Here is an 11,486-nt window from a genome sequence, read left to right as displayed (position 1 = left end):
ATTTATTTTGAGGGGCGTCTTGATAAAGTGATAACGCTATAATGATTTTAACGTGACACAGAATTCTGAACACTCTCATTTCATGGATAAAAAATATATACCCTAAATATGAAGTAGACGGCCCCACTGCTCCACCCAAGGGGCTGAAACCACCTCTGGCTCTGGGTGCTCGGTGGCATCAATTTCCAGCCTTTCGCCAATTCTCGTCGCACCCTGCTCTTGCAGCAACTCATCAAATGCACGCCCGGCACCACAGAAGCTATCATAGCTGCTGTCACCCAACGCAATCACGCCATAGCGCAACTCTGGTTGGAAGCCAACTTGATCGCGCACAGCAACAAACAGCGGAGCAATACTGTCAGGGAAATCCCCCTGCCCGGTTGTCGAGGTCACCACCAGAGCATAATGTTGACGATAATACTGCCAGGCTTCTAAAGTGCCCTCATCGAACACTTTGACATTATGCCCCTGTTCTTTCAGTATACTTTCAGCTTCTTCCGCAATTAATAGCGCGTTACCGTAGACCGTGCCGACAAAAATCCCGACCTGAGCCATAAAAACATTTCCTTTTAACGAGAAAAATTACTCACTATCCTGACTCGCCGTTGCCGCAAACTCAACCCTTTCAAGATGAGGGAGAATACCCAGCCAACCAAAATGTGACATCAGCTGTTGCCAGGAATCATCCCAACGTGCAGTCAAGCTGAGTGGCTCTCCGGTAACTGGGTGATTCAGATGCAAATGGCTGGCATGAAGCATGAGTCGTGAGCAATCAAAATGCTCCGCAACTCCACGATTTTGGCGTAAATCACCATGGGTGCTGTCACCGATGATAGGGTGGCGAATGTGCGCCATATGCCGCCGTAGCTGGTGTTTACGCCCTGTTTCTGGCTTTAATTCCATTAAGCTAAAGCGCGCAGTGTCATAGCGTCCAATGGCAATGGGTACTTCCACTTGAGCCAGTGCATGATAATGGGTAACTGAAGGCTGCGGAGCTTTATCTGGCCGGGCAAATTTATCCGCAATTTTGTCTAACTCTTCGGTCATCTCGTAATCAATCCTGCCATCTTCTAGTACATATCCACGTACAACTGCGTGATATGTTTTCTGAATTTGATGCTGCTCAAATTGTAATGAAAGGGCACGGGCTACATCGCTGGACAGCGCCATTAGCAACACACCTGACGTCGGGCGATCCAGACGATGGACGGTATAAACATGCTGACCTATCTGGTCGCGTACCGTTTGCATTACAAATACAGTTTCGTTGCTATCTAACCAACTGCGGTGGACAAGCCAGCCAGCCGGTTTATTGACCGCAACTATATGTTCATCTTGATAAAGTATTTCCAACATTAGTGACTTTCTTTATTCAGCAGGTCATCGAGGCGCTGTAATTCAACCAGCAGTAAGGTGCAATCCGGGCGAGACTCACCACTCAGTGCCTCTTCAAAGTAGGGTGTAATGGCAAAACGAGTGGGGAGTGGCCCTTTAGATTCCAACAATGCATACATCCGAGGAATAAGTACCCATTGCAGCCACTGCTCAGCATCCATGGTATCAATGCTGAAAGGCTCATTACTTTCAAAAGCCTCGACTGATGGTGGAACCGATTGCCAAAGGTCAATTTCCCGCATGGCAAGCTCGATATTTTGTAGGCTCTGGCGCACCTGATTTTCTGTATTCATGATTATGCTCTCAACCAAAAAATAACCATTCACCGGGCTGGTTCAACGGCGGCCAAGCATACCATTGAAGAAGAAGATGCCCAAATACCCCCTAAACGATAGACATAGGTTGAATAAAATACAGATAAAAAAAGGGGTACTGTTTTACCAGTACCCCTCTATTCGTTTTATAGCAATCCAGCTAAAAGTGATGCTCCCTGCTCAATCCTTGAAAACTTTTCCGTGCGGTTATCCTAACCAGCAATCCGTCGCGTTGTACTACACCATCCCGGCGTCAATCCTAAAGTTATCCTAACCCACCAATCATCCTGAACTGGCTCTCAATCTCCATCCTGGAGGTGTCCTTTGTTTCGTCCTGAAACATCCCTTCACTCATCCTAAGCAATCCCTGTGTTCTTCATCCTGAAGTGGCATCATCCCGATACCGTCCTTCTCGACCAGATCCTATCCGGCGAGTAAAGGATCGCTTAATCAACAAAGAGAGACAAGGTACCGTCAGAATAATGAGGAGATGCTTTTATATATAAAAAAATGAATGTTTATAACGAAATGATTTTATTGAAGATAAATCTGACACAATAATTTCACATAAAATGAATAGAAGCGATGTCTCACAGCCCGTGTGCGAGATCTCTCACACGGACTGTGTTACACGGGCAGTGTTGGAATAAACAATAACCACTTATTTATTCAGGAAATACTGGCCGTAATGCATCCAGAAAATGAGTGAGAGTCGATGCCAATAATGTACGTTTTCCGCTACCAAATTCCTCTAACACCACATTGCCAGTGACATTACACAATGAAGCCATGGTCATTTCCGATTCTGTTGTCGCCAAAAACAGTGTCGGTGAGAGTTTTAGCCTTTTCTGTGTCACCAAATGGCCAATGAGATTCTCCTGTAAACGGATAAAATCATCTTCACTCCAAACTTGCAGCAAGGTAAAGCGGTGATCGCCTAAATCTGCTTTCATATCTCCGGCATATTGCTGGGTATAAAACTCATGAATATCGGGATGAAGCTGAATCTCCAGCGCCCGTTCAATATTAGCGAGATTAGCACCCGCGACAAAAGGCTGCGGTAACCAAAACACCTGATTATCCTCAGTTTCTATATTACACGGAGAAGGAACCCCATAAAGTTCCTCACTGGCAGGTGGCCGCCCAGTTTGCTGCTGCCATAAATCAATATAGCGCTGAGTAAAGCCCTTGAGTGCCGTTGAAACGTTCTGGTCCATTATTATTCTCTGTATCGCGGCGGCTTGCTCTGCACCCTGGTGGGTATAGCTCTCACTCAGAAATGCAGTTAAACGCGGCATTAATTGATAAACTACAGCTATTGTACCTTTCTCTCATCATGGGAACAGCATGTCTTCATATCAAGACCACAAGGCTCTGGCAGAACTGACGCTAGGCAAACCGACTGCATATCGCGATCACTATGACGTAACCTTATTGCAGGCCGTACCACGCAGTATGAACCGCGAACCCCTCGGCTTATATCCTGATAACCTACCCTTTCATGGCGCGGATATCTGGACGTTGTATGAGCTGTCCTGGCTAAACAATAAGGGCTTGCCACAAGTTGCTGTGGGTGAAATTAGCCTAAATGCTGATAGCGTTAATCTCATTGAATCAAAGAGCTTCAAACTTTACCTCAACAGTTTTAACCAAACCACGTTTACTGACTGGGAAAGTGTACGAACAACTTTGCAACAGGATTTATCCGCCTGTGCTCAAGGAGATGTGAGTGTCAGGCTATACCGGCTAGATGAAATAACACATCAACCGATTGCCAATTTCACGGGGGAATGTCTGGACGAGCAAGATATTCGCATTGATAGCTATGAGTTCAGTGCCGATTATCTGCAAGGTGCGGCGGGTAAAAATCACGTGGAAGAGAGCCTGGTCAGCCACTTGCTTAAATCCAACTGTTTGATAACCCACCAACCTGATTGGGGCTCAGTCCAAATCAGCTACAGCGGCCCACAAATTAACCGGGAAGCCCTACTGCGCTATCTGGTCTCTTTCCGCCATCATAATGAGTTTCACGAACAGTGTGTTGAGCGTATTTTCAATGACATTATGCGTTTCTGTCAGCCGGAAACATTATCAGTTTATGCGCGCTATACCCGTCGCGGCGGCCTGGATATTAATCCATGGCGTTCCAATACTGATTTTGTGCCATCTACTGGCCGCCTGGCTCGGCAATAAATGCGTACAGATGCGCAACTTTATCACCGGTTGCGCGTTAGTATTGGCAAAAAATGAGCGACAACGTTAAGGTTATTTATAGGTTCCTCATGCTATTTTTAGTATAAGAATCAGTAATGGATACTTAGTGGCCTCTGATATTCCACGGAAAACAGAAAGCAACACTCTGATACACAGGCACTACCACCCTCAAGGGTGTAAAGGAGTAACTTTGATTACACATGTCAGCCCACTCGGTTCAATGGATCTGTTATCACAGCTCGAAGTGGATATGCTCAAGCGTACAGCCAGCAGTGATCTGTACCGTTTATTTCGCAATTGCTCATTAGCTGTTCTCAATTCAGGCAGCCTGACCGATAACAGCAAAGAGCTTTTATCTCGCTATGAAAGCTTTGATATCAATGTGCTTCGCCGCGAACGCGGTGTAAAGCTCGAACTGGTTAACCCACCAGATCATGCTTTTGTTGATGGTAAAATTATCCGCTCTTTGCAAGCAAACCTGTTTGCGGTGTTGCGTGACATCCTGTTTGTGAATGGTCAAATCGTAAATGCTGGGCGTTTCCAACATCTCAATATAGAAAGCTCCAGCCATTTGACCAACCTGGTCTTTTCAATTTTGCGTAATGCCCGTGCCCTACATCTTGATGAAGATCCCAATATGATTGTGTGCTGGGGTGGCCATTCAATCAATGAAACCGAATACTTGTATGCCCGTAAAGTTGGCAGTCAATTGGGTTTGCGTGAATTGAATATCTGCACCGGCTGTGGGCCAGGGGCGATGGAAGCACCGATGAAAGGTGCCGCTGTTGGTCATGCCCAACAACGTTACAGACAAGGCCGCTTTATCGGGATGACTGAGCCGTCAATCATTGCTGCAGAGCCGCCAAACCCTTTAGTCAATGAGCTGATTATCATGCCAGACATTGAAAAACGGCTAGAGGCTTTCGTCCGTATCGCCCATGGCATTATTATTTTCCCAGGCGGCGTGGGGACCGCAGAAGAATTGCTTTATTTGTTAGGTATTCTGATGAACCCGCATAATAAGGATCAGGTTTTACCCCTGATCCTGACGGGGCCTAAAGAGAGTGCAGATTACTTCAAAGTAGTAGATCAGTTCATCATAAACACGCTGGGTGATGAAGCACGTAAATGCTACCAAATAATTATTGATAAACCAGATGAAGTCGCGCGTCAGATGAAGATAAACATGCCATTGGTGAAAGAGAATCGCCGTAATACTGGTGATGCTTATAGTTTTAACTGGTCTATTCGTATCGAGCCAGATTTGCAGCATCCTTTCGAGCCAAACCATGAAAATATGGCGAATCTGGATTTATCCCATAATCAAGCCCCAGAGAAGTTAGCGGCAGCATTACGCCGTGCTTTCTCCGGTATTGTGGCGGGTAACGTCAAAGAAGTCGGGATTCATGCAATTGAAGCTCATGGGCCATTCAAATTGCACGGTGACCCGCTACTGATGAAGCAAATGGATCAATTGCTGCAAGGCTTTATTATCCAGCAACGGATGAAGCTACCGGGCAGTGCCTACACACCTTGCTATGAAATCTATAGTTAAAAAATAAATAGCTTTCACCGGTAGTGCGAGCAGGGTTCTCCGGCTAGCGCTACCTGAAAGTTATTTGAATCCCTACAGGTTCGCTCTTTATAGTAAAGAATAACCAATAAAATAGCCCTCACGGGATAGGTTTTAAGACAGTCCATGCAAATTCACCTTCTTATCGTCGATGCCCTTAACCTGATTCGCCGCATTCACGCGGTGCAAGGTTCACCTTGTGTGAATGCTTGTCAGCATGCACTGCAACAGCTGATCTCACATAGCCAACCAACACACGCTGTCGCCGTTTTTGATGAAGATGACCGCTCGGATAGCTGGCGTCATCAACTCTTGCCCGATTACAAAGCGGGCCGTTCACCGATGCCAGATAATCTGCAACAAGAAATGCCGCTGATCCGTGAAGCATTCCATTCATTGGGTGTTGATTGCTGGAGCTCTCCGGGCAATGAAGCTGATGATCTTGCTGCGACATTGGCAACAAAAATCGGGGGGGCTGGGCATCAAGTGACTATTGTTTCGACCGACAAAGGCTATTGCCAGCTGTTAGCACCGAATGTACAGATTCGCGATTACTTTCAAAAACGCTGGCTGGATATGCCGTTTGTAAAGCAAGAATTTGGTGTATTACCGCACCAATTGCCTGATTACTGGGGGCTTGCCGGGATCAGCAGCAGTAAAATTCCGGGTGTCGCCGGTATTGGAGCAAAAACTGCCGCGCTGTTATTGCAACAAATCAGCAATCTGGAAGAACTCTATCAAGAGCTAGATTCAGTGCCGGAGAAATGGCACAAAAAGTTACAACAGCACCAAGAGATAGCTTTTATTTGTAAGCAAATTGCGACACTAAAAACTGATTTGCCATTAAGCGGCAATTTGCAGCAATTACGTTTGAATCGATGATATCAGCATAAAAACAAAGGGGCCAATTGGCCCCTTGTGCGTAATACATACAGATCTATCACTAAAACCTAAAAACGCTCATCACGGCGGCCCGGCGCGCCAGACCAGATACGGCGCACATGTACCGTCACTTCTTCACGGTCATGATAGAGTTGTTTGGCCTGAATATGGGCATTGATGCCATTTTCTTTTAATTGCTCATCAATCATTTCCAGATTCTCCGAAACAACTTCAAAACGTTTTTTCATCGGCAACTTTAGGTTGAAAATCGCCTCTCGGCACCAACCATTAACCAACCATTTGATAATAAGTTGGGTGACTTTAGCCGGTTTCTCCACCATATCGCACACTAACCAGTAAATATTGCTGCGCGTTGGTTCATATTTAAAACCATCAACACGATGATGCGTAACCTGCCCGGTATCCATCAAACTTTGTGCCATCAAGCCATTATCAATGGCCTGGACCATCATGCTGCGCTGCACTAGCTGATAAGTCCAACCTCCGGGGCAAGCACCTAAATCAACAGCATGCATACCACTGGCCAATCGCTCTTCCCATTCATCTTGCGGAATAAATACGTGGAAAGCTTCTTCCAGTTTTAACGTTGAGCGGCTTGGTGCGTCTGATGGGAACTTAAGGCGCGGAATCCCCATATAGAACGGAGAGTTATTGTTACTGTAAGAATAACCGACATAACAACAGCCCGATGCAATAAAGAACACATGCACCACTGGCCGGTGTGCATTCTCACGGGCAGACAGAATTTTTTGTTCGCGCATTGCGCTACGCAGCGGCACAGTCAACTTACGGCAAAACTTAAGTAACTCTTTGCTTTCATTAGTGTCAGCAACTTCAACCCGCAGTTCACCGGCTTTTTCAACAACACCGACCAACATACCAACAATAGGCGATACCCGATCTTCCGGCGGTAAATCTTTCAATAACTCGCCCACGACCATCATCTGACGGGCGAAAATCAATTCGCGGAAGGGTACTTCACGAATCAGACGATCTGCATCTTCCAACTGATAGCATTCAAATAGCACATAACCGCTATTGTCTTTTACTCGCGCGAAACCAAAGATTTCAAGCTGTGCTGCTTTAGCGGTAATTTCCGCCGCACACTCTTTCTCAAAGCCTGAGCGGCAATATAAAGCAATTTTATTATTCATGGCGTTCTGCCCTTTTTCTTAGACGCAGCGCGCCAATCAACATCAAAATCCATCCCGCCAGAAAACATACTCCGCCCACTGGCGTGATATATACCCACAGTTTCAGGTGTGATAGAGCCAGGCAGTATAAACTGCCACTAAAGAGTAGCGTTCCGAGCGCTAACAAGGCTCCACTCCAGTAAAACCAAATACTAATCTGCCGTTGCATTGCAACCGCGAGTGCCAGGATAGCCAATGTATGGAACCCCTGATACTCCAGCCCGGTATGAATCCAAGCCATTTCATTCGCCCCCAAAGAGGCACTCAATACATGAGCCCCAAAGGCACCGAAAGCAACATAGAAAAAACCGCTCAGCGCGGCAAATATCAGCATTAAACGACCATTCATCGTCATTAACCTTAAATTAATATTGTCTGGTAATAATTAAAATTAGTTGTCGTAGCGAAAACGGAGCTTTTCCTGTTCGCTAGCTGCTCTTGCCAGTATCCACTGACGAAAGGCGGCTATTTTACCCAGTTCTGCCTGACTGTCATGACAAACCAGATAAAAAGCATTTTTACTTACCAGCACTTCACTAAACGGGCACACCAACCGCCCGGCTTCAATCTCAGATTGCGCCATAACATTATTCACTAGCGCAATACCTTGGCCATGAACAGCGGCCTGAACCACCATCACACTGTGACTAAATATTGGGCCTTGCTGCACATTAATCTGCGGTACACCCAATTGACGGGTATACGCCATCCAATCTCGGCGGGAAGTATCATGCAACAAGGTATGATTAGCCAGATCTGCTGGTACTTTTAATCCATTATCGCCCATTAACAGGCCAGGCGCACAAACAGGAAGCAAGAATTCGGCATACAGACGTTCAGTGCGCAAACCGGTCCAATTTCCCCGACCATAAAATATCGCCACATCTACATCATCAGCCAGTTTGTCCTCTTCCCGATCCACCGCTTGGATCCTGACATCAATGCCCGGATAAGCGGCATTGAATCCAGAAAGGCGGGGAACCAACCATTGAATAGCAAAACTAGGGGGAAGACTGACAGTCAGAGCACCTTTGGCGCTACGTGCCTGTAATTTGCGAGTGGCTTCATTGATGGAGGTGAAAATCTCTTTGATGTCGAGGTAATAACCCTGTCCTTCCTCTGTCAACAGCAAAGAGCGGTTACGCCGACGAAACAGTTTTAGCCCGAGGAAATCCTCCAGTGACTTTATCTGGTGACTAACCGCCGCTTGTGTGACAAATAATTCATCAGCAGCTTTAGTAAAACTCAGGTGACGCGCGGCCGCATCAAAGACCCGCAAGGCATTCAGTGGTGGTAATCGTTTTGACATGAATTGGATACTTTTTTATAACGGCTCACCTTCAGGTGAAACCCTTTGTTTACTTATTAGTTTTTATAATCCGAGACATTATAAATTGTCCGTTGATGATGCGCCAGCAAATACCTATAGTGACGGCACTTCCCAAGCCGGAACGAAAAGTAGATTTAGTATCCAGGTATTGAATTGCTTTTGGCTTTGTGGTTGTGATGTTGTGTTTGCAAATGGTCTGGTGTGCCAGACATAGTAGCTAAGCTACTGTTTTTTTTCACTTCCTGTACATTTACCCTGTCTGTCCATAGTGATTTTATGCAGCACCGCAATTTTTGCGGTGCTTTTTTTTGCCCTATTCCCAGCACTGACTTCTTTTTAATAACCTAAATGTAAGTTAATAACCTAAATGTAAGCGCCACTTTGTATTGCACAGAGTTAAGCTTAAATTTAAGTTGTTGCAGAGGATCCCAGGACATATCAGGTTTTTGTCGAAAATAACTTAGCGGCTTAGCTATTTGCCCTCAGCCATTTCTTTGACTTCTGAGCGATTAATTTGCTGTTCGGTGCCATTGGCATCGGTGTAGCTTATCATCCCAGTGTCATCATCTACTTTAGGTTTACCATCAGCAACGATAGTGCGACCATCATTAGTGTGCATAACATAGTTGCTTGAACAGGCTGCTAAGGTAAAAGTGAGCATAAGTGCAGAAATTACGGCAGCTGTCTTTTTCATGGGTGACTCCTTGCAGATTAAAATGCTAAAAAAACCGTTTCCATTACCAGACAAATGGTTATGTCCGTTACTATTTAGCATAACCCTCTTGAGTCATATTGCCAGCCATCAGGGCCATTAGTCGGCTAATTGTGGCTAAAATGAGACAGTTCCGAAGTGACCTAAAGGATACGAACAACAGAATGAAGTCTTTTAATCCAACAGATTTTCGCCAGGAATTCCCGGCAATTAACGATGAAATAATCTATCTGGACAGTGCAGCAACGGCCCTGAAACCGCGCGCCATGATTGAAGCTACCCAGTTGTTTTATCAGCAGGATTCCGCGACAGTGCATCGCAGCCAACATCAATCTGCATTGTCATTGACCGCTCGTTTTGAAGAAACCCGCCAGCAGGTAGCTGACTTTATTAATGCGCCGGACGCAGAAAATATTGTTTGGACACGCGGCACAACCGAAGCCATTAATCTGGTAGCGCAAAGTTATGCTCGCCCTCGCCTACAGATTGGGGATGAGATTATTGTCAGCGAAGCAGAACATCATGCCAACTTAATACCCTGGCTTATGGTTGCCGAACAAACGGGTGCCAGAATCATTAAGTTACCCATCGGCCTCGACCACCTGCCCGACTTACAACTATTACCGCAGTTATTCAGCAATAAAACCCGCATATTGGCGCTAGGTCAGATGTCTAATGTGACAGGTGGTAGCCCGCAATTAGCAGAAGCCATTGAACTCGCCCATCAACATGACTGCATCGTGATGGTCGATGGCGCACAAGGAATTGTTCATAGTCCGGCAGATGTTCAAGCACTTGATATTGATTTTTATGCTTTTTCTGCTCACAAGTTATATGGGCCAACTGGCATTGGCGTGCTGTATGGCAAATCTGAACTGCTGAAAGAAATGCCCGCCTGGCAAGGCGGCGGTAAAATGCTTACCCACGCCTCATTCGGCGGTTTTATACCCCATGAAGTGCCTTACCGCTTTGAAGCCGGTACACCTAATATTGCGGGTGTGATTGGTTTCTCGGCGGTACTGAGTTGGCTGGAACAGATTGATTTGGACGAGGCCGAAATCTATAGCCAAAAATTGGCAACTTTAGCGGAGAATAAGCTGGCTCAATTACCGGGTTTTCGTAGCTTCCGTTGTCAGCAATCAAGCTTGCTTGCATTCACTTTTGATGGTGTCCACCACAGCGATTTAGTCACGCTATTGGCAGAACAAGGGATCGCGCTACGCGCCGGCCAACATTGCGCACAACCATTAATGGCGGCGCTAGGAGTCAGTGGTAGTTTGCGTGCTTCTTTTGCGCCTTACAATACCGAAAAAGATGTTGAAACACTGTGTTTAGCGATCGCCAATGCGCTGGAATTATTACAAGATTAACAACTGGTAGATGATAATTTCGCTAATAATAGAGAAAAAAATAATGATTGCTCCACACCCTTTTGGTCACGATATTACTGCCGCTACTCTGCTTGAGACATTCAGTGCTCATCAACAGTGGGAAGATCGCTACCGCCAGTTAATTTTGCTGGCTAAGCAGCTCCCGCCATTGCCAGAATCATTAAAGCAAAATGAGTTGGAATTGACGGGATGTGAAAACCGGGTGTGGCTGGGGCATGAATGCTTACCGGATGGGCGCTTACATTTCTACGGTGACAGCGAGGGGCGCATTGTTCGTGGGTTGCTGGCTGTTATTCTGACCGCCGTGGAAGGTAAAACGCCACAGCAAATATTGGCAGAAGATCCCCTGGCACTGTTTGACCAATTGGGGTTACGGCAGCAATTAAGTACCTCCCGCGCCAGCGGTTTACAAGCACTGGCGCAGGGTGTGCTGGCGATCGCGGCTAAATATACACAATGAT

General features: G+C 46.1%; 13 protein-coding genes. 5 read left to right on the top strand and 8 right to left on the bottom strand.

Annotated elements, in window-relative coordinates; all coding sequences use genetic code 11:
* Positions 1 to 102 precede the first annotated feature (102 nt).
* The 4 genes from FTA91_RS15115 to syd form a co-directional block, all read right to left on the bottom strand.
* Positions 103 to 555 (bottom strand): flavodoxin, encoded by a 453-nt coding sequence (locus FTA91_RS15115; RefSeq protein WP_050113920.1) that lies wholly within the window; start codon positions 553 to 555, stop codon positions 103 to 105.
* A gap of 27 nt (positions 556 to 582) precedes the next feature.
* On the bottom strand, positions 583 to 1,356 hold the full coding sequence (gene truC / locus FTA91_RS15110; protein WP_050113918.1) for a tRNA pseudouridine(65) synthase TruC: 774 nt from the start codon (positions 1,354 to 1,356) through the stop codon (positions 583 to 585).
* Positions 1,356 to 1,688 carry a YqcC family protein gene (locus FTA91_RS15105; protein WP_050113917.1) on the bottom strand — a complete coding sequence of 111 codons (333 nt, stop codon included), beginning with the start codon at positions 1,686 to 1,688 and terminating at the stop codon, positions 1,356 to 1,358. The genes truC and FTA91_RS15105 overlap by 1 nt, the downstream gene beginning before the upstream one ends.
* Before the next feature lie 686 nt (positions 1,689 to 2,374).
* Positions 2,375 to 2,926, bottom strand: a complete 552-nt coding sequence (gene syd / locus FTA91_RS15100) for a SecY-interacting protein (protein WP_050113915.1) — start codon at positions 2,924 to 2,926, stop codon at positions 2,375 to 2,377.
* A 130-nt stretch (positions 2,927 to 3,056) separates the two neighbouring features.
* On the opposite strand from syd, the gene queF reads away from it, so the two are divergent.
* The 3 genes from queF (at position 3,057) to xni (ending at position 6,378) form a co-directional block, all read left to right on the top strand.
* Positions 3,057 to 3,902 carry an NADPH-dependent 7-cyano-7-deazaguanine reductase QueF gene (gene queF, locus FTA91_RS15095; protein ID WP_145533884.1) on the top strand — a complete coding sequence of 282 codons (846 nt, stop codon included), beginning with the start codon at positions 3,057 to 3,059 and terminating at the stop codon, positions 3,900 to 3,902.
* A 211-nt stretch (positions 3,903 to 4,113) separates the two neighbouring features.
* Positions 4,114 to 5,478, top strand: a complete 1,365-nt coding sequence (gene ppnN, locus FTA91_RS15090) for a nucleotide 5'-monophosphate nucleosidase PpnN (RefSeq protein ID WP_145533879.1) — start codon at positions 4,114 to 4,116, stop codon at positions 5,476 to 5,478.
* A 144-nt stretch (positions 5,479 to 5,622) separates the two neighbouring features.
* Complete coding sequence (gene xni, locus FTA91_RS15085; protein WP_050113910.1) at positions 5,623 to 6,378, top strand: flap endonuclease Xni; 756 nt, start codon at positions 5,623 to 5,625, stop codon at positions 6,376 to 6,378.
* Positions 6,379 to 6,446: 68 nt separating this feature from the next.
* On the opposite strand, the gene rlmM is transcribed toward xni, so the two are convergent.
* The 4 genes from rlmM to FTA91_RS15065 all read right to left on the bottom strand — a co-directional run bounded on the left by rlmM (position 6,447) and on the right by FTA91_RS15065 (position 9,616).
* The gene (rlmM, locus tag FTA91_RS15080) at positions 6,447 to 7,553 is read right to left on the bottom strand and encodes a 23S rRNA (cytidine(2498)-2'-O)-methyltransferase RlmM (RefSeq protein ID WP_050113906.1); all 1,107 of its coding nucleotides are present in this window, start codon (positions 7,551 to 7,553) and stop codon (positions 6,447 to 6,449) included.
* Positions 7,546 to 7,941 (bottom strand): DUF423 domain-containing protein, encoded by a 396-nt coding sequence (locus FTA91_RS15075; protein ID WP_072076318.1) that lies wholly within the window; start codon positions 7,939 to 7,941, stop codon positions 7,546 to 7,548. Before FTA91_RS15075 ends, rlmM begins: the two co-directional genes overlap by 8 nt.
* Before the next feature lie 42 nt (positions 7,942 to 7,983).
* Positions 7,984 to 8,901: a transcriptional regulator GcvA gene (locus FTA91_RS15070; protein ID WP_050113904.1), complete on the bottom strand. Its 918-nt coding sequence runs from the start codon at positions 8,899 to 8,901 to the stop codon at positions 7,984 to 7,986.
* Positions 8,902 to 9,394: 493 nt separating this feature from the next.
* The gene (locus FTA91_RS15065) at positions 9,395 to 9,616 is read right to left on the bottom strand and encodes a YgdI/YgdR family lipoprotein (protein ID WP_032820367.1); all 222 of its coding nucleotides are present in this window, start codon (positions 9,614 to 9,616) and stop codon (positions 9,395 to 9,397) included.
* A 182-nt stretch (positions 9,617 to 9,798) separates the two neighbouring features.
* On the opposite strand from FTA91_RS15065, the gene csdA reads away from it, so the two are divergent.
* Both csdA and csdE read left to right on the top strand, forming a co-directional pair.
* Positions 9,799 to 11,004, top strand: a complete 1,206-nt coding sequence (gene csdA / locus FTA91_RS15060) for a cysteine desulfurase CsdA (RefSeq protein WP_050113903.1) — start codon at positions 9,799 to 9,801, stop codon at positions 11,002 to 11,004.
* A gap of 43 nt (positions 11,005 to 11,047) precedes the next feature.
* Complete coding sequence (csdE, locus tag FTA91_RS15055; protein WP_186366559.1) at positions 11,048 to 11,485, top strand: cysteine desulfurase sulfur acceptor subunit CsdE; 438 nt, start codon at positions 11,048 to 11,050, stop codon at positions 11,483 to 11,485.
* The last annotated feature ends 1 nt before the right edge of the window (position 11,486 follow it).

Source organism: Yersinia thracica, from assembly GCF_902170565.1.
Lineage (GTDB): Bacteria > Pseudomonadota > Gammaproteobacteria > Enterobacterales > Enterobacteriaceae > Yersinia > Yersinia thracica.
This window is presented reverse-complemented; position numbering and strand designations above follow the sequence as displayed.